The organism is Rhodopirellula sp. SH410 (assembly GCF_055811895.1).
Genome location: NZ_CM147949.1, coordinates 4027431 through 4048343, shown reverse-complemented (window position 1 = coordinate 4048343; position 20913 = coordinate 4027431). Strand labels below are relative to the sequence as shown.

The following is a 20913-nucleotide window of genomic DNA, read 5'->3' as shown; positions in this document are numbered from 1 at the left end:
TCTGCTCGTTCGTTACTTGGTCAATCGATCGATCAAGTATTCGGTTGAGTTGCGATACTCCGGATCTTTCACGCCTGGCGTGACCAGAACAACGTCAACATCAACGTCGCTCAGTCGCTCCGCGAGTTTCAGACCCATGATGCCTGAGTGCGTTGGGTCTTTGGGAGAAGCCCCCACCACTGGCACTTCGCCGCCATAAAACAGCCCGATAGGCGGGTCATCCTGGGAAACGTTTTCAATCGGCGAATACTCCTTGATCCAGGGCAGAACCGATTCCCGGTTGTCGATCAAAGCCTGGAATCCGCCCAGACCAAACGCGTGCGCCCCATATCGATAGTTGGGCATCCACTCACGTAGTTCTTTTGGATCGAGCGAGACCTGGGCTCCGTTGACTGCGGCGCAGTAGAGGCGTGTTGATTCGCGTGCAATGGGATCCTCGCTGTCAGGTTTGGCCATGTCATCGTGAAATGCCAGCCAAAGCGAAGAACATGCGCCTGCCGATCCACCGGTAGCGCCGATCCGCTTCTTATCAAGGTTCCACTCGCCCGCTTTTGAGCGAACAAACTGGAGTGCTCGCGCGGCATCTTCGAGTGGCGCTTTCACGGGTGGTTCCACCTTTTCTTCCACAGCGTTCTTCACGTAGCGGTAGTTGATGGCAACAACCGAAATTCCCTTGTCGAGAAATGCTTGCGGGTTGGTCTTCTTGTCACCGCCTTGCCAGCCACCACCGTGTATGTAAAACACGACAGGAGTCGGCGTCTCTGACTTCGCTTGATAGAAGTCGAGAACCTGGCGCGGGTGTTCGCCATACGGCACGTTCTGCAACCGCTTGGTCTCTTCGGCGTGCGCTTGCTGCACTAAAAACAACAGGGCTAAAGACAGAATCATTCGTTTCATCAGGTGGGCACCTTTCAGGGGGGAGTGGATGGAAGGAGAGCATTATCACAGGATCCACCGACGCATGCCATCAAAATGGGCCGGTATCGTGAAAGAGATTCGGTCGCGACAAAAGGCCGCAACTCCCTCTTTCACCAGGTCCTAGAAGAACGATCTCGACTTATGTTAGCATTTTCGATGTGAGGAGCGTGCCGTTCTTGGTTCGTTTTTTGGCTCTTGCCAATCGTGATTTTCCGTCTTTGTATGTCCGTCGCCCTGCGTCGTTGCGTGAGCATGATTTTGCTCGCAGCGTTTTCTGCTGGTCTGGCAGGATTGCCCATCGCTCGCCCCACGCCTGGCAAACAGGGGCGTTTTCCCTGTGAAGACTGTGCCTGTGGTTGCCCCTCGGCCGAGTATTGCTGGGACAAATGTTGCTGCCACAGCGACCTCGAAAAGCTTCGTTGGGCGCGTGACCATGACGTCACCCCGCCCGCCAGTTTGGTTTCCCGCGTCACGAAAACATCGCCTCGCCGAGTGGCTGCAGGGCAGTGTTCCACAGCTGGAAAGGCCTCCTGCTGCTGCGGATCCGTTGAGTCTGCTGCCGTGGAATCAGCGCAGACGGAAGTGGGGACCAATCGTCTGCGAGTCGTGCGTCTCGAAGACGCCGCACGATGCCGTGGCATACAGCTGAGGTGGTCGACGTTGACAACCGCAGTCGTCGATCAACCAGACTGTGCGGTCGGCTCAACCGATCCGCCGATATTGTATTGCCTGACAGTATCGAGTGCTCGGGCTGACTCCAGGTTCGATGCACCGGAACCGCCTGTTCCCTGGCGAACGGCCTTCTAACAGTCAACGTTTTGTTGGCTTCATTTTCATTGATCGAGTGCTCAAACGAGATCCACGCTGCGCCAATGTTGCTTGCGGATTGCGTGGTTCGTCGCTCCACGCTGCTGCCGCTGCGATCGTATATCGAAGGTTCGCTCCTCACGCCAGCGTCTGCTGTGCCACCGCTGCTGCAGTGTGTTTCATCCCCACCATATTTTCTCAGGTTCTTCCCACATCATGAACGACAACCGTCTCCAATATCATTCCGTTCGACAAGGTTTTACTTTGGTCGAGTTACTCGTCGTGATCGCCATCATTGGCATCCTTGTCGGACTGCTCTTGCCCGCTGTCCAAGCGGCTCGTGAAGCTGCGCGGCGGATGCAATGCAGCAACAACATGAAACAGCTTGGTTTGGCGCTGCATAACTACGAGTCTGCGTATCGAATTTTCCCAGGCCCCGCGTTCTCAACTGCCAACGCAAGTCAAGTCTACGGTTTCTCGACGCAAGCATTCTTGCTGCCGTATATCGAACAGGCCGGCGTCGAAGCGATGATCGACTACTCCCAACCGCTCTATACTGGGGCGCAGAACAATCAAGTTTTCAACCCGATCCACGAGGATGTTGCCCAGACTCCACTGGCCAGTTTTCGCTGTCCATCGGACCCTCAAGATCCCATCGTTCTCAGTGACACGATGACGTTTGCAGGAACAAACTACGTCGTCTGCACGGGCTCCGGCACGGACAAGAATTACGATTCGCGGCTCAAAACAGACGGCATGTTTTGGCGTGGATCGAAAACAGGTTTTCGAGACATGCTAGATGGATCCTCGAATACTCTCGTCTTCGCCGAGTCTCTTATCGGCGGCGGAGGAACGTATCCGTCGCCGCCTCCCGCCCAGGCATTGCCGCACGATCGCTACATGGCGTCCTATCCCGGTGGGCCCGGGAGCATGCAAGGGCCGGGGCGCGGTTTCAATGGAGCGCCCGGCGATAACCCCGTGCTGGCGACCGCGGTTGCGGGCGCTGCATTCTGGTCTGGGAGTCGATGCAATGCGTGGATTCATGGCAAAGATAGTGACACCAGTTTCAATGCCTATCCCGGGCCCAACGCCAAGACATCCGATGTCGTGAAGAACAACTGGGGGTTTTTGGCTACCCGTAGTCTGCATACGGGGGGCGTCAACGTCGTTTATGGCGACGGCAGTGTCCACTTCGTAACGGACAGTATCGACATGACAACATGGCGAGCCATGTCGACGCGCGGCGGTCATGAAGTCGTCGTGCAACCCTAAGCGACTGCGGATGGATCACCCTAGTCGCTACGTTCGCCAGAGCGTGGATACCACCGTCTGGCGACGGTAGCTACTTTTGATTCGACGCGTTTCTATTGTCTCGCTGTCGATAAACAACACACTTTCCCTGTACTTCAATCGATCCCATTCTGTCCCATTCCAAGGAAACAATCCATGAATTCGACTATCGACTTCCCGCGTTCCCTGCTCTTGTTTTTCACTCTTGCCGCAGTCTGTCTGATACCGCCATCCAGCTGCACCGGTGAAGATTCAGTCTCAACGCATTTCTATCTTGTGGGCGTTGGCCCTGGAGATGCCGACCTGATGACATTGCGAGCCGCCAAGACCATCCAAGACGCTGACGTAATCCTGTGCCGCAAAGAACACGCGAAAATCCTCCACGAGTATCTTGAAGGCAAAGAGGTTCATCACGAGTTCTCTGGAATGATTCCGTTCTTCAGCCGGGACCCGTCCCAGTACAAAGGTGAAGATCGCAAGCGAGCGGAAGACTATCAAGAGAAGCGTTCGAAGCTCGTACGTCTCGTTCGCGAGGCGGTGCAAGCGGGGCGAACGGTCGCGGTGCTCGATTATGGCGACCCGATGATATATGGCCCTCGCGTGTGGATGCTCGAAGAGTTCAAGGACTTGAATCCACAAGTCATTCCTGGCCTCAGTTCATTCAATGCCGCCAACGCGGCACTCGGGCTCGGAATCACGTCGGGAGGACATACGAAAAGTGTGACTTTGACGGCGGGCGATTGGATTCAAACCGAAGACACGATCGAGAAACTCTCGGTCCATCGCAACACGATGGTCTTGTTTACGATGCGAGCAGAGTTCAAACACTTCATCGATCAACTTGCCATTCATTACGCACCCGAAACACCGATCGCGATTGTCCAACAAGCTGGCCAGGCCGATGGCGAAAAGATCATACACAGTACGATCGGCACCGCACTTGATCAAATCGATCCCGACGAACTGCCCTTCGCATATTTGATTTATGTCGGAGACTTCTTGGGAAATCGGGGAGAGAGGTAGACTCAACGCGATTGTACGCGAAAGATTCGCCAATACGGATGCACAGCTTAGGTGGGTTGATTGTCGGTAGATTCGAGCGGTCGCCCATCGCGGCACCACGCGATGATTCCATCGCGATAATTTGCTGCATCAATACCGGCGCCAGCTAACTTTCGAGCGTACAGATAGCTGCGTCCGCCCACGGTGCAGTAGACGGAAACTTTCCGGCACGCTCGCGACTCGAAATTAGCCTCGTAGTCCTGCTGTGTCATCGCATCCGGGATTCGGGATACCGCTCGTTCCGCGTCGCTGCGAACATCACCAGTACCAGCGGCGTGCCACTCGAGTTCATCGCAGAACAAAGATCCGAGGTGGTGAGCGTCGCGACCTTTGCCTGGACCGCGAATCGGGTTATGCGGAATAGATAACCCGAACCTGCTAAACGCTGTCAATCCAATCCCACAAATAAATCATTGGATACTTGAGACATGCCTCCCAAACCTCCGCCGCACGCTTCCGTCGGATAATCCAAATTTGTTTAGCGCTCCTCAGAAAGTTCAGCCGAGATATCGCCCGCAATCAGACGGACGTCGAGTCGATCGTGCAATTCGTTGATAGGCTCATCAGACTCAAACAGTCCATCACTTCGTAGTTGGGCACCGACAAAAAGGGAGGCGGCATCGCCGGGGTGACCCACGATGGTATCGCTTCCTGTGCCGCCCCGGAGCGTGTTACCGCCACCGATCGATGGACTGATCGTTTCGAACGGATTTGCCAGGCCTGGAAAAATTCGGACCATTGCGTTGTCTGCGAAAATCAAGTCATCGCCAGACCCACCACTTAACCAGTCGGCGCCGTTGCCTCCGATGATGATGTCGTCATCCATTCCGGTCAGGATGTGGTCGGACTGAACAAGGTTTGGCACTTGGGCTGCGTGGCTGCTTATCAGTTGTAAAACCTTCCCATCAAATCGAGTTGCTGAACCATTGTCACCAAGGACCCAATCCTGATCCCTTGCAATGATCGCATCTTGGCGGTTCAGGTAGTTGATGATCATGAGCGCGTCCAAGGCGGTGACATACCCGTCGCCATTGGAGTCGGCATGATGCTTGCCGTTTTCCGGGCTTTCATGATTTCCCTCAGCCTCCTCGTGTTGGCTTTCGGTGCGTTCTGAATTGTTCATGAAGTTGATGACGTATAACGCATCGAGAGCAGTGACACGTCGATCCCGGTTAACATCCAGGTTCGATGAGCCTGTTGCAAGATTGGGCGGTATCGTGGCGTCGAAATCAGCAGGCAATTGGCTAAGATCGACGCTGTCAAAATAGCCTTCTTGACCGGCGTGAATGATGTCGCTGCCATCACCACCGAGCACGAGATCGTTGCCCGCACCGGTAACGATCAAATCATCGAAATCAACGTCGTGCGTCCAGTCACTGCTCGGATTCGTTGTTTCAACCGTGCGAATCTCGCCTGCCACTCGCGTTGCCCGGCCGTTGTCACCAACAACAACGTCGTCATCGACCTGCGAGTCGAGATACAAGGCACCCGCTTGAATCGTATCACTTCCGTAGCCCCCGAGTACCAAATCGCTACCGTCGCCGGTGACGACATAGTCATTCCCGCCGACCTCTGGCGAAGTGGTCTCGATGCGGTCAATTGGAAGCGATCGCCCCACGATTTGAATGCCGGAGATGCCTGGCCTGTTGGAATCCGTGCCGCCTTCATCGTCAATGCGGAGCGAGAATGTGTCGCGAGCTGAACCACTGAAGACGACGTAGTTGCCGGTTTGTGGCGCATTTGGATCGGTCGACGTCACGCGTTCGTAGGAACCGGTAAACGAGTATCCGAGAGGGTCGTTGACGTAGAACGAGGTCGTTCCGTCAGAGACTCTGCGAACTGACGCATCTCGCTGGTCACTGCGGTCATCCAGTTCCAAATAGACATAGATGTCGTAGCTGGCAAAGTACGAGCTCAAGCCTGAAATATCAACGCCGACGGTGTCTTCGCCACGATGGTAGAGCGAGCCCTCGAACAGAGTCGCATCCTGATCACCGTTCGGATCGATCCCGTGGTGACCCGTCGACGACAGGTCGTTGGGATCTGAATCCAGATTGCGGCCCCAGGTCAGCTGGATACCTGATGCGAAGGATCCGTTATCCATGAATAAAAGTAGAGCGGAGGCATCCGAATCAGGCCCGAGTCCCGAAAGGTTGTTCCAGTGATCAGCTCGAGCGTCGTCAACGCCGGCGGCTCCGATAATGATCGTGTCCTCTGAGTTCGCGCCAAAATTGAGACTCAACGTGGCCGCCTCTTCGCCGTCATCAAACGCTGCCGTGCCGCCGAAGGTCATCCGGCCACTGTCACCGATCACAGTATCCTTCGCGGCATCGTCTCCGCCAGTCAGTAGAATGTCGTCACCGGCACCGCCCAATACTACATCGGGGCCGTTGCCCGAGACGACCCAGTCATTGCCGCCAACGGTATCGTCTCGCGTCGTCATGGACGTCACCGCATAGGCGGTCCCATCGGTTTGCTGAAGCGGAACAACAATCGTTTCACGTTCCGAAATCCCGACGCCGAACCGCGTGATGAGTTGTCCGTTGGCGTCGCGGTAATCCACGTTCCCACGATCGCCAAAGACGATGTCGCCGTCCGAACCACTGGTAATCGAATCGTCGCCGTCACCTCCGAAGATGATCAAAGATCGAGTCGACGTCCCAGCGTCCACGGTGTCATTGCCATCCTCGGCATTGAGTGCGAACAAACCGTCTCCTGGATCGAGATCAACAGTGATGTGATCATCGCCGCCGCCGGTGTTCAGTGCTGTGACTGTTTGGAACCCGTCCGCCCGTGTCATCGTGCTGTCCACGGTGAACGTATCGATGCCGCTACCGAGCGAAACCTCCAGTGATTCGAATCCCGCGTAGGTCAATGGTGACAGCATCCCGAGTCCGTCAAGCATGGTCGCGGTGAGCGTGCCGGACTGATCGACCGACGCCCCGTCGTCCAACACGTGCAACAGGTCGATGCTACGGGGCAGGTCGGCAGGCGAGCTTTCACCCGCTCCGCCGCTCACGTTCAGCATGCCCATCAAACCGTCGAGCGTGTGTGGACCCACCGTCGGAGGAGTTAGGTGCGTATCGACGCTAAGGATGGGGGCGTCGCCGCCAATGTGAAAGAGATCACTGCCGGCGCCACCGAACAACGACGTGGCGACATGCTCATCCGTCGAATGGACAAAGAACTGATCGTCACCGAGTCCACCATCAAACTCAAAGTTCTCAAGCTCATGGGGAAACAGGAGAGCGGCTCGTTCGTCCGTGAATAGCGTATCGGCGGTGAAGATATAGTTGCCGTTACTTTCTGGCCCGACCCAGACAACGCGATCATTGTCATCTTCGCCGATCATTCGGATAAAAAGACTCTTTACCTCGTCAGCGTCATACACGAACGGAGCGTTTTCAGAATCCAAACCTGCCTCAAACCCGTTCGGGAAGTCCGTGTGCAGCGAGAAGGAATGCCCACTGGGGACGGACGAATCGTTATCTGATTCCACAATCTTTACATAGTTGTCATCTGCCGTTCCGATGATGTACAGCACACCATCGTGCAGCGACACACCGGACAGAAACGCCGTCGTGGTTCCGCGGGACACGACCGCGGATTGGTCATCGTGCAAAGTAACCTGGATTTCGAAGACGCCCGGCGTCTCGTAGTCGTGATCGAACGCAAAGCTGCGATCGACCGTGTACTGATCAACGGCGAGGTCATGAACGGGTTCGATATTGGTATTGAGTACGCGTGTCTCAACAGGCGTTCCGTCGCCCCAATTGATGATGACGGTGTGCGAGTCCAGGATGCCCGGATCGGTGAAATCACCAGTGAGCGTCACCGTATTGTTTGGTGGTACCACTTGGCCCGGAATCGTTGCGCTGTTGTGCAGTGAATCGAGCACGGGATTCACGTTGTTGACCGTCAGCGTGGCACTCATCCCGTTACTGCGCCCGCCGTCGTCATCCTCCACATAGGCGGTGATCTCGACGCGATTGTCGGTTGCTACGAGGTTATCCAGGTATTGATGCGTGACCGTGAACTCGCGTTCCACGTCGGCATGGACGTAGTCCAGGCGGGCGATTGCCGCAGCACCGACGAACTCGATCTCCATGTGGCTGACATGCGGCAAGTCCTCATTGCTCTGCCCGTCCGCTGAGATCGAGTGGAGGAAGACGCGTTGGAAACTGTTGGTTCCCCTCCGCGGGATCCACTGCTCCGCAATCGGGAGGTTATTGACGTCAAACAGAGTGATCCTACCACCGATGATGAACTCTTCCAACGCGAACGTGGCTCCGCCAGCGATGCTCACCGATTGAGCGGAATGGTAGCCGGTTCCTTCATTTGCGATGCGATACGAGATAATCTCGCCGGCTGGATTTACCCGGAGGATCTCGATTGTCATATCGCCATTGCCGCCGGTAGCGGGAAGGATTGCACCCGCCTGATAGGCGGAGCCCCTCGATTGAATCGTGGCGTTGAGCACTGCCCGGCCCTGATTGACGTCTAATAAGTCGATGGAGTTGACTCGCACCGCCTGATCAAAATGAACGCTCAGAGAACCACCAGCCTGATCTCCGGACGTGACCCACAGGACCTGGTCCGCATTGGATAATTCCGACAGCGGAGAAGACTCGCTAGGTAAATCACCAATGGTCGCAGTCGTGCCACCCTGGGTCGACAAGGTAAATCCGCTGCGTCCATCGGAGAGCTGATCGGTGACTTCATGACCGGTGCTCAAGGCCTCGTTGTCGAAATCAACGACGCGACGACCACCGATGTTGACCGTTTGCTCGGGCGAACCGTCTCCCCAGTTGATCGCGACGGTATGGCTGTCCTCTGTCCCTACATCGGTAAACGACCCTTGCAGTGTCGCGATACCGCCTTCGTCGATCACGCTGGTGACGCTGAGGAGTTCCGCGATCGGCGCCACATTTTCGACGATCGTCGAAAGCGTGGTTGCATCGGCCGCGCCGTCGTTGTCCTGGACCTTCACGAGAATGCTCAACGCGTCCGAGGCGGTGCCGATCGGACGGATCGCATCGTCGGCATAGCGATGTGTCGCTTCAAAGGTGCGGGCCAGGGGATTGACCGTGGCGTAGGAGAATGACTCATCACCCCAATCGATCAAGACACGATGGGTATCGGTTGCACCGGGGTCGGTGAAACTACCCACGACGGTAGCGAGCCCGTTCTCCTGAATGTCTGTCTCTGTCGAAACCCCGACGAGTGCTGGCGCAACGTTGTTCACCACGACCTTGGCGTTGTCGTCGCGGAAACCACCGTCTTTGTCGATGATCCGTCCACGGACATTGAATTCCCTGCTGCTGGTTAGCAGCCCGGATGGCACGAGCACCTCTGCTGGGTCGGGATTGGCAGAGTTCGCTGGAACACCGACCACAAAACCATTGCCATCACCGAAGTCATACAGGTAGGTGAACCCGGCATTCGCGTCGACAGAGGAGACGTCGCTTGCAGCGGTGAATCTGACGACTGCGACGGCGTCGCCTTCATTGACGTTCGCGCCGGTGAAGGTGGCCGTGGGAGCCACGTTGTTCACCTGCAGTTGGATGGAAAGTTCCGTCTTCAAACCGTCCGAATCGGTTCCCGCAATGATCACTTCCTGAATTTGATCCGAGCTGTCGTTGGGGGTATAGGACCACATCCATGTCCCTGCCAAGTGATCAACGACGATTGTCCCAATGTCAGTGACCGCTCCGCCAGCCTGCGTGACTTGAGCGGTGAATGAGACGGGGGCACCACCCGGGTCGCTGAACGTACCCCGTACCATGGCGGTGCTGCCTTCGCGAGCCACTACCGTTTGTCGCGGTTCTGTTGACTGCAGAATCAGCGGCAAATCATAAATCACTAACGTGGTTTCGTACTCGGTGAAGTCATCTCCGTCACTGATCCGACCGACAATGGTGTGCTCGCCGGGAGTGTTGGTTACCGCGTCGGGAATCCGCTGCACCGACGAACCGCTGACGAAGCCGCGGCCGTCGCCAAAGTTGTACATATAGGTAAACGTATCCGTCGTCGAGGGGTCCGCGGCATCGACGAACGAAACGGTCGCGGCGGTTCCCTGGCCGACCGGACCACTGATCGCAAGTCTTGCCGTCGGTGCCACGTTATTGACCGAAAGGCTGCTTGGAGTGGCATCGATCTCAACCGATTGCCCTAGCCGATCGGTATATCCCACTGTGAGCGAGATCAAAAAGACTCCGTCGTCTTGAATGCCAAGCCGTCCCAAGTCCTGCCAGTTAAGTTTCAGGGTTTTCGTCGTTCCCGCACTCACTCCATTAACGGTCCAGTGATAGGAGTCCGCCGTCTCGACAGTTTCGGCGGCGAGGGTCACGCCCTGGCCTTCACTGATGACATATGGCCCGCCCGCACTGATCGACTCTTCGTTGAAGAGGACGTTGGTGGTCAGGGTGGTTGTTGCCACAACCCCATCGTCATCAACGGCGGTCACCTGAATGGTGTAGGTGCCCGGTTGCTGGTAGATGTGAGTCGGGAAGGGGTCGCTTCCAAAGATATCGACGTCGCCATCACCCCAGGCAACGGTCCAACGCACAATCTGGTCATCACCAGGATCGGTGGCTGAGAGATCGAGTGAGTAGGGAAGGCTGTTCAATCCCATCACAGGATTCGATTCGCCGGTCACGCTCAACGTCGGAGCCGTATCGGTCAGCAAAACGGCGACTGATGTGTCGCCAAAATCGCGAGCGAGTTCGTCGCCCCAGGTGGACGACTTCACCATTCGCAGGCTCGCCTCGGCATTACCCGATGGAACCGTGACCACGTCACCGGGCCGGTAGCCGCTGCCGTACGAGGTCACGATATAACTGAGGATCCCGCCTGAATCGTTGACTTCGGTAACCTGAACCACCATGCCGGTGCCGGTTCCGCCCGTGACCAACAGGCCGCTTTGAACGCTGTACCCACTTCCCGATGTAACCGACTCTGCTGTCACCGATTCGTCTGTCACTATTCTGAACACACGCAGGTGAAGGTTTTTCAGAACATTATCAACGATGTCTTTTCCATCGGAAAAGCCAAAGTCGACCAGATCATCCCAAGTCAAATCGATCTGGGGCTGATGCGAGACCAATTCCGTGAACAAACCATCTTCATTCAAGTCCCAAGCGTACTCAATCTGCTCGCTCTGATAGGCGGACAAGCCGGTTGGAGCAGACGCAGCCCCGATCAGCCTAATTCCATCACCTTCAGCGATTGTCGAAGCGTCCGCTGGGGTGGGATACGTCGAAATCGGGTCTGGTAACCGTTCGAACGCCGCCGTACCGGTTATCGCTCTGCCCACGACGACATCGCTTGGCGAGATTGGAGCTTGGTCAGGACTATCGACGAACTCCAAATTCGATTGGGACGACCCCGGTGCAGCGAAATGTCGTTTCTCACCTGTGGCTGTCAAGTCTGTCTTCACGAACACCTGATCTCCAGCCGAGATACCAATGGACAACATGCTCGAAGGGTCCAATGCATCGAGTTCGACATCCACCACGTCGCCTGGGCTGGTACTTGTTTCAATGGTCACCACAGTGTTAGCGCCAAGTCCATCGACAATCACCTGATCGGATCCTGGTCCTGTGTCGATCCGGACATCAATGCTGCCGCCGCCGACACCGCTGGCGTCCGTATTCAACGAGTTCGCATTGCGAATCGTCAGCGTGTCGGCTCCTTTACCGAGATCAGCGGTCAACGCGCCCTGAAGATCATCGATCGTCAGCGAATCGAATCCGTCCCCCGTGCGGATGATCATGGGGATGGCGTTTGCTGATGTCGTCCGAACCGCAGAGGACTCGCTATTGGGTGTGTTCGCCAGCGTGACATTATCATCGCCGGAACCTGTCGTCATTCTTAGTTCGCTGATGTTGCTGAAGCCGAACGTCAACTCGGATGGTGCGAGTGATGGACTGTCATCGGCGTTGTTATGCAGGGTGACGAAACCGCCGTACGCCTGGCTCGTCAACGGATCGAATCCTGCACCAACAAACACGCTCGAGGTGTCGCCGGTCGGCACGACCAGAGAATTCGGCTGGAACAGTCCGTCATTGGCGCCACTGAATGTGTTACCGATACGGTTGCGAATCACCTGCAGGAAGGTGATCTGTCCATAGTTCAGGCTGGTCGGATCGAGATCTCGTTCAAAGACCGTGACTGCATTGGCCTCGTAGCCGAGAGCGTACAGATATGCGCCCGCTTCGATACTGGTATGCAGTTGGAAGTGACTCAGGTCCACTCCGTCGTCGAAGTTGATGAGCGTGGGCTGGCCTTGCGAGTCTAACGCCGTCCGGTCTTCCAACTGGAAGCGGACTGCGTCCACTTTGCGAACAAAGTAGGGCGCACCGGCGTCGACCATACCAGCCGGGAATTCGCCGTCGTGGAAGATCACCTTTTGGCCGTCGAGCAATCGATGCGGATTGATAGTGGCGATCGTGTCATTGCCGCTGTCGATCGTCGCTGTCGACAAATCCAGAACGCTATCCTCGACATACGCGCTGAATCGGATTTCGCTCACACCCTGCAGACCACGTACACCGTCCACGCCTTCACGCACAAATTGCTGCAATTGAAGTGTCTGGCTGCTCGCGTCTCGCTTCTCCAGCACTGAGATCGAATTGTTCCCGGCGGAGGCGACATAAGCGAACCGTCCTGCTTCGACTTGGACGCTGCCGTCAGCGCTCGGTACTTCCGGGCTGACTTGCACGGAACTCGGTTGATCCAGACGATTATCTGATGTGGAAAGGAAGGTCGCAGGCAACACGCTCCAAGCTTCTGCTGAGTCCTTGGTCAGAATGAATAGCTCATTCGTGTTCACGCCAGTAGCGTACGCTGCTGACTCGCTCGTGAAGACCAGGTCGCTGAAGAAACCGTGCCCACCGGAGAGCAGTAATGTGGAAGAGGATGTCAGAATCCCTTCCGGGTCAACCGTTCCCGGTGACAGGTCGTCAATGGGGAACACCTCCAACCCGTTCACGCCACTGACGAACAATTCGTCTCCAGCGGGTGAAACCGTCAAGGATGCGTATGGCGACTGCCCCTCTGCTGCCAGGAAAACATCCGTGTTCCATACACCGACAAATTCGAGCATCGGAAGGAGCCTCGTACCGTCAGCGCTGACTGGTTGCTTGTAGACCGAGACAACACCTGTGCCACTTGCACCAACACCAAAATGCTGGGCATCCACGGCGGCCACGAACACCTGTTTTCCATCGTTGCTAACCGTCACCGAGGACGCGCCATCCAGGCCACGGTCGAGTTTCCCTGATGGCCCCACCACGCCGTCGCGGTGCAGCGCTACGGCGCGGCTTTGCAGGATCGCATCCTGCGATTCGGTCTCGGAACTGCGTTGCAGCACGTGCAAGACATCGTTCTCGGGGGAGACCATGTAGAATGTGGTGACCTTCGAGGTGTCGCTTTGGTCGACGATCGGATTGGCGACCAGAGATTGAACACGAGTCACCTCGCCGTTGGGATCGCCGTCGCCCAGCCCATTCTTGCCGTAGGGATTGGAACGCTGAACCGGATCGACACCCAGATCGCCTTGTGAATCGATCAAGTACGACGCGAGTGCATTTTCCTGTGCCGCCGCCAGCAGCAAAAAGTCTTGGTTGAATATGTTCGCTTCTTGGAGTCCGATGACGGCTCCAGCTAGGTAGAAACCGCTGTCATCGTCAACGGCGACGTCCGACAGTCTGTTATTTGCTCCGCGTGCGAAAACGGAAACAGAACCCTCACCAAGGGTTCCTCCGTCGGCAGTAACGAAAACAAAGTTCGCATCGTTGCTAAGCGTAATCGAGCTCGCATTCGTTAGCGGTCCATTCTCCAATACCTGGAAGCCCTGTGACGTGGCGACATCTGTTTGGGGACCGAAATCAAGTGGAGACTCATTTTCACCGTTGAACCCATAGACCCTACCTGAGCTCGTTGCATAGACAACATCGTCACCCACCGAAAGTAGGTCTGTGATCTGGCGATTGGAATCCATGCCCAGCGTCGAATCAACGAACCATTCCACCTGGCGAGTTCGTTCTTGGACGACGCCGACGTGCCTAGCATCCACAAAGGCGACATACCCACCCACCGCATCGGCCTTGGATGCGGGAACTGCGATCGAGATAGAATTGACCGTATCCCTAATCGTGTAGCCAACAGTGGCAGTGGAACTACCTATGGTGAATTGATCTGTATTGACGCGTGATGCACTTGCGGTGAGATGTTGGACACCGTTTGTGCCAGCAGCAGCTCCCACGTTGAAGGTTCCATAAATATCATCACCACCGTTATTAAGAAAACCACCCTCGCCGGCAGATTCATCTCTCTCCAAGTAAATGAACGTAGCTCCGAGCGTCACATCGATATTATTTGTCAGCCCACTGTCGCTTCCGGTTTGGCCACTTGAGGATGCACCGGTCCACAGAACCCCTAATTCAAGGCTTAAGTCGCCAAAATTAACACTCTGTTCATTGCGATCGCCAGTAATACTGAAGCTGGTAATGTCAACGAACCGTCTGGGGTCGGTATAGGGATTCTCATCCAGGACGACCACGCTATAGGGCCCGTCTGGACCGTCCGTCAAAGCGAGTTTCTGTACGACCGTCCATTCTGCAGTGGTTGTATTTTCACGTATAACGTGGACATCTGTCGGAGTAATGGCAAATACAGTGTCTCGATAGATTTCGACGGACACCGCGGGAATGTTTTGCTGCTGGTTGATAAGAACCCATTCGGGCTGTGCATTGTTGAGATCGAGTGTGAAAAGGAGAACCGAGTTGTCTTCGGTTGCAACGGCCATTCGATCCCCGTCAATATCGATCGATTTGGCTGGCGATGTGATCGCGATTTTCTGCTCGGGGCGCCACTTCCCGTCTGTGGATAGACGGTAAGCAACTAGCTGAGGCTTCGTTGAACCTGCGAGGTACGCAGAGTTCTGCGCAATCACCAGGGATTTAGCTGAGGAAGCCATGACGCTACCAAAGCCTTGCGTCATGGGCGCGTTGCTTTCGTACGGCACGGGGTTTACCGGATCGAGTCGTTGGGCCTCCACCGCTCCACCCTCTCGATAGACCCACACACTGCCTGCACTGAAATGACTTGCGTCGGAGTTAACTTCTTGGGTGGGGTGGCCAATAAACACATAGTCGCCGTTGACCACGACGGTTGTCGCGACATCAGAACCCGCTTTGCTCTTCGGTCTAATCTCGTTTTCACCAATGAAGTCGACGGACGCTTCATTCGATGTGGCGACCTCAATCGATTGGAAATCAACCTTGGCCCATACGTTGGCATCTGGGATAGCCGACAACGTGTCAGAAATCGTTTGGTACTCGGCCAGTGATACCTCAATCGAAATGGTGAAGTCGAATGTTGCGTCTTCACCACCTTCTCTCAGGAATAGTTCGATCGAACGACCATCGACTGAATCCACCGTCGAATTCTGGTGAGCACCATCTACCTTTACCGGTGTCCCAGCGGTGATCCCGAGTTCAGTCCACTCGGGGTAAACTGCATCGAGCGTCCAATCGTAGTTTGCTCCGATCAAAGGCAGCGTGTATTCGATCACGACGGTCTCGTTCAGTCTGACGTCGAGGCTATTACCAGCCTGGGTTCCCAGTGAGACTTGAGTTTGCTCAAAGGCAGTTGCCGTTGCCAAAGTAAAGTCATCGTAGCCTTCGATGCGGCGCCAGGTTGCGATTCCGCCACTTGAATCGCCGGAGAAAAGCTGGTCACCGCTCTCAGAGATCGCGAGCGATTTCGGATCACTGATTCCTTTGAGTGGCTGATCATCGGCGAGCTCAAAATTGGCTTGAATCGAATACGTATACCCGAGGTCGATCCCCGACGATTTCGTGTACGCGTTGTTTGCGGTAGACAAATCGAAGGGGATCGTCAATTGGTGTCCTATCCAACCAAAGTACAAGCCTGGTCCGAGATCGTTTGAGTTGAAATCAGAGAACTCAAACTCAAATTGATTGAAACCATTGACGATATTGGTGCGTGTCTTGCCCGTTGCGACGGTCACAAACTCGATGGTCGATGGGTCAACGTGGTCTGTTTCTGATGTCGCTCGCAAGAGAATTGGCGTGATCGTACTTTCGCTGGTGTCGTCCGAGGCGTAAAAGGAATAGGTGCCGCGGCCCGAGAGCGTGTCGGTAGCCGGCGAGTCCAGCCAGACTTGTTCATCCTCCCAGTATTGAGCGAGCTGTCGTTCCGGCAGCGTTCCAGGGTTGAGGTCATCACTGATCGTGCTTGGCAATACATCGCTACCGATGGTCACGGATGTTGCGAACGAATTCACGCGGGTCAGTTTTTGGTTGACCTGGGTGAGTTGTCCCGATGCGGAATCCCACTGGAGCACAATGATTCCATCGTCTGATCCAAGTGTTTCAAGATTGCTCAAGGAGATCATCGCCACCTCACCGCTCGCGGGATTCGATTCAGGGTGTTCGATTTCGAGATCGTAGGTCAGTTGATACCCACTGCCGGGACTCGCGACACGAATGATCTCAATCGCTCCCGACGGGTCGACCTGCACGATGTCAACAGTCATGCCATTGCCACTGCCACCGGTTACCGCAATGTTACGGCCGGTCTGGTATCCCTTCCCAGGACTCAGGACATCGATGTTCGACTCACCCGCATCGGTGACAAAGGCTTCTCCGGTGGCTTGATTGAAAACCAGATCGGTCGGCCGACTGAGCGTGATATCAGAGAAACCACGAAGCTTGGGGATGTGGTTGATGTTGTCCTGATTCAAGAATGCCACTTGTCCCGGCAATCCGGTGTCGGGATCAATCTCAAACGTCACGATGCTTTCGTATCCAATGACGAACAAGTAACGCTCATCGGGACTCAGTACCAATTTCTGTGGCACATTGGGCACCCCATCGTCGACACCGAGCACGCCGACATATCGCAGCACCGATTCAGATGGGTTGGTGTCGCTTTGATTCGCGTTTGGATCTGCCACACGCTCGAAAATCGCGATCTTGTTTTCGTCGGTACCAGCGGCGTAGACGAAATGCTTTGTCGTGGACACGACGCTCTGAACACCGAGCAAACCATCGACTCGCGAGGCTGGAAAGCTAGCACGCTCCAAACTGTTCTCGTGAGCCAACACGATCGATCCATCCACCACGCGTAGTTCATTCCCATCGACATTGATGGTCGTGCTGACGGGGGAGATCACCTGTAAAGTGTTCGAGCTCTCGGTGGCAGTGCCCGCCTTGATTTCAGCTTGGGCGACGCCCTCGACGTTGGCCAGTAAAGCGAGACGCCGGAACTCGAGTGTCGATCCTGGGGCAATCGCGTCGAGATCCAAAGCCGCCGCATCATTCAGCGGATCAAACAGCGTGAAGGTTGTCGTGGTGCCGTTTGTCACCTCAATCGTCTTAACGAAGTAGAATTGGCTGGCGTCGAGTATTGAGGGAAGGTTGTCCGCTTCCGAGAAGACAATCCGGTCACCCTCGGCCAATGTCGTGGATCCACCCAGTTCCCCGTTGAAATGCAATTCATCGCTTCCTGTTTGGACGGTGGCATCCACTTCGTTGCCATCGACGAAGTAGAGCGTTCCTTGAGAAACGACCCAGTCGACAGCATTCGGGTTGTTCTCGTTGTCGATCACGAGTTGCTCGATCCCGGCGCTAATCTGCAAGTCGGCAAACTGGTCAGGAAGCGGGCTCTGATCGACTTGCACGGTGAGCGAATCGTTGCCGCTGTCCCCTCGAATAACAGCTTGTTTGCCAATGTTGACAAGCGTGATGGCATCGTCGCCGGGGCCACCGCGTAGTTCGAAGTCGAATGTTTCTGATGGGTGGTTTACGGTGAACGTGTCGTCGCCGAGACCAAGCAGGATGTTGACTTTCTCGATGTTGGTGAAGCGGGCACTCGCATTGCTTAGTCCATCGGTTGTCGTGAAGCTCAGCAGTGACGGGTAGACGGCGCTCGCCGCTGAATCTTCAGTGAGGTCTCCGTCAATCGTCGGCCACAGCGGTTGCCCATTGACAGTCATTGTCAATTGATGCTCACCCAAACCGCCGTCGAGGAACATGATCAGGTTCGCGTCGTACTCATTGCTCTGATCTGCCTGCAACGCTTCTTCGCGGGTTTCCGCCAGCCGAATGATCTCACGACCAAAAGCCACGACGTAGTAGATTTTGCGGTCTTCCAGTCGAATCCCGCTACCCGATGGGAGGCTCACACGCGGCGCCACTCCATCGGTCGTGAACATTACCTGTTGGCCCGTTTCCCAGCCGGTGCTATACATCTTGATTGCGTTCAGGGCGTCCGACACATTCACGACATTGGTGTTGAAGTTGCGCGTTGTGCCCAGAATCAGCCGGTCGCCACCATCGGGTAGATCAAGCGACTTTCCGGATTGGTCGCCGCCGTCAATCGAAAGCAGTTCACCACCACCTTGGATGTTGACCGTATCGTCGCCAAGTTCCGATGCTTCGACTGGGTTGTTGGGATCGACGTCCAAAAAGACTTTCGTTTCATGCGAAAGGTGACGTACGTTGACCACATCGTTGCCGCCGCCGGCATTGACCACTGTCGGTGCCACGGTATCGAACACCGTGAAAATGGAATCGCTCGTCCCAAGGTTCACGATGACCTGCTCGAACTGCTTGAACTCGATCGCGACAGAATCGAGACCCTTGGCGAACTGGGGTTGGTCGTAACCGCTGACCAACCCGGTCCCCGGTGTGCTGATTCCAATACGTCCCAACGGCACAACGTCGGTATCTCGATCATCCTGAATTGTAAACGTGTCGATGTCGCCCGCACTGCTTCGGTCAGGATCGGCAACCACCATCAAAGGTTGACTGACGCGTCCAGGGTGAATGGGCGTTCCGTCCGCACGTGTTCCGCCCACGGTGACGCTGTCACTGCCGCCCTCAACCATCAAATCAAGCGAGTGTGGTAGCTCCAGAATCCTGACCTGATCGTCGGCGCCGCTGAGCGTGTAGCTCGCATCTATCGATTCAAATCCATCGAACCGCGTGTGTTTGTTCTCAACAATCCGTTCGCCATCAAGCGTCACAAAGACGGTATGGACGTCGGCAATCGAATCAAACGGGAATAGATTAATCGGGCTCGCGGTCGGTTCGGTATCAATGAGCCAATCGTAGGACGCCTGTTGCTGATTCGGAGCGTGGATCAACGCGATTTCGTCGACATCGATATTGGTGAGCTTGGTCTGGTCTGTCGATTTGCGAGACAGAGTGACATCCAATGAGTCGAGCCCATCTCCAGCCTCATAGGTCGTCGGCAAAAACAGGTCCGGGATGATGATTTTGTCGTCATCATTTTGACTGACGATATAGAGTGACTGTGCAGTGAGGATGCCGCTGGCACCATCGGGAACATGCAGGGTTTCGTCTCCGGCGTCCACGCCAAAGCTGGCACCTCTGCCAATGTCCGCATTGCCCTGGTCGATACCGATCGCTAATCGGCCCTGTGCCGCAATCAACTGGTGAGTGCCATTGACGACAAAATCGTCGCCAGAGAGTAGCGTCAGGTTCCCCAACACACTTTCAATGACAACATCATCACCCAGATTGATACTGTCTGCGGTATTGAATCCGCTTGCACTGACCGCCTCGGTATCGCGAGCGACAAGCGAGACATCATTTTTACCACGGATGACGAGCCCCGGATTCACTGCGATCTCGCCGTACGCGATCACATCGATTGTGTCACCCGAATAAATACTTCCGTCGACCGTGAGCACGCCGTCGGATTCGAGATACACCGACCCACCGATTTCGAATGCGAAGGGAATTCCCTGGGCATGCGTTGGAAGAATTGCGATGATGGAACGCGCGTTGGTGCTGGCAAACTGACCGTCGGGCGCCAAGACGGTGATTTGGTTGACATCCAGTGCAAGCTGCCCGCCGAAGTTTCCAACATCACCGGCACTTTCCACGAATAGGTAATCGGCGACGATGTCCAATTCCAATCCACGATCGCCTGTGATGCTACCAACCTCAGTGATGTGAACATCTTGTGTTCTGGCGAACGCATCTTGGGTGTCGCCCGCACTGATGAGCCCCAAATGCATGGCATTGCCACCGAAGGCGAGTGCCACATCGCCATCGTGGGACGTCACACGCGTAAGGATCGGTTGCGTGTCGGTGTCGGGATTCAGCGTGATGAAGATTTCGTTGCCTGCTGTCGCGTCGAGCTCGCGCTGGACCATTGCGAGGGGCCTGGTCAAGTGAGCGTGGATCGCAGTCGCAGTCGATCCGATGCCGCCCGCCGCCTGCATCGCCAGTCGCGATGCGGTGATTAATGGTGGGTCGGTGTCATTAACTGCGACAATCGAACCACCCGCCGAAGAGATCTCGGTGGCTCCCGCGGCGTCAATGATGGTTCCCTGGTTTTTCACGTCACCGGAGATGATAATGTCACCGCCCGACACATTGACGTTCTTGATCTCGACAAGGCCGAAGTTCCGTCCATCGAGCACCACATCGCCGATGCCGATCACAAAATCATCAGGGTTCGCTGGCGGGGCCGGGAAGTCATTCTGGGACGACGCGACAACGACAGGCGTCACCCATTGAGGAACAACTCCCACGTCAATGCTACGGATCTCGAGGTCATTCGAGGAACGATTGGCAATGAACACCGATAAGAATCTGTCCGGGACCTTTTCAGCGGCACTTTCGCCGAAGTGAACGCGATCGGTTTGTGCCACGCTGTAGACATCAAAGTCACCGTCAGTACCGACGCCAGGTTCCAACGTTTGAGTTTCGTCATCGGCAGAAATGACTGCACCGAAACTCTCTGCCGTGATGGTGATCCCCACCGGAATCG

Annotated in this window: 5 protein-coding genes (1 of these 5 cut by a window edge); 2 read left to right on the top strand and 3 right to left on the bottom strand. The window is 55.6% G+C overall.

Going from position 1 to position 20913, the window contains the following annotated elements; translation table 11 throughout:
- Positions 1-12: 12 nt before the first annotated feature.
- Positions 13-897, bottom strand: coding sequence for a carboxylesterase family protein (locus tag SH410x_RS14675; protein WP_473677211.1), 885 nt, complete (start codon positions 895-897; stop codon positions 13-15).
- A 1044-nt stretch (positions 898-1941) separates the two neighbouring features.
- Here SH410x_RS14675 and SH410x_RS14670 point away from each other — a divergent pair.
- Positions 1942-2997: a DUF1559 family PulG-like putative transporter gene (locus SH410x_RS14670; protein ID WP_473677210.1), complete on the top strand. Its 1056-nt coding sequence runs from the start codon at positions 1942-1944 to the stop codon at positions 2995-2997.
- A 174-nt stretch (positions 2998-3171) separates the two neighbouring features.
- Complete coding sequence (locus SH410x_RS14665) at positions 3172-4038, top strand: SAM-dependent methyltransferase (protein WP_473677209.1); 867 nt, start codon at positions 3172-3174, stop codon at positions 4036-4038.
- Positions 4039-4085: 47 nt separating this feature from the next.
- Here SH410x_RS14665 and SH410x_RS14660 read toward each other — a convergent pair whose 3' ends face one another.
- Together SH410x_RS14660 and SH410x_RS14655 are read right to left on the bottom strand one after the other, a co-directional pair.
- Positions 4086-4469 carry a rhodanese-like domain-containing protein gene (locus tag SH410x_RS14660; protein ID WP_473677208.1) on the bottom strand — a complete coding sequence of 128 codons (384 nt, stop codon included), beginning with the start codon at positions 4467-4469 and terminating at the stop codon, positions 4086-4088.
- Positions 4470-4555: 86 nt separating this feature from the next.
- A protein-coding gene (locus SH410x_RS14655) for a PKD domain-containing protein (RefSeq protein WP_473677207.1) crosses the window boundary here: on the bottom strand, positions 4556-20913 show its 3' portion. It continues 14494 nt past the right edge of the window; 16358 of the gene's 30852 nt are visible here — the last part of the coding sequence; its start codon lies off the right edge, out of view; the stop codon is at positions 4556-4558.

Excerpts from the sequence above, each read along its gene's own strand:
- SH410x_RS14665 (WP_473677209.1), top strand. The coding sequence starts at position 3,172 with ATGAATTCGACTATCGACTTCCCGCGTTCCCTGCTCTTGTTTTTCACT.
- SH410x_RS14670 (WP_473677210.1), top strand. The coding sequence starts at position 1,942 with ATGAACGACAACCGTCTCCAATATCATTCCGTTCGACAAGGTTTTACT.
- SH410x_RS14675 (WP_473677211.1), bottom strand. The coding sequence starts at position 897 with ATGAAACGAATGATTCTGTCTTTAGCCCTGTTGTTTTTAGTGCAGCAA.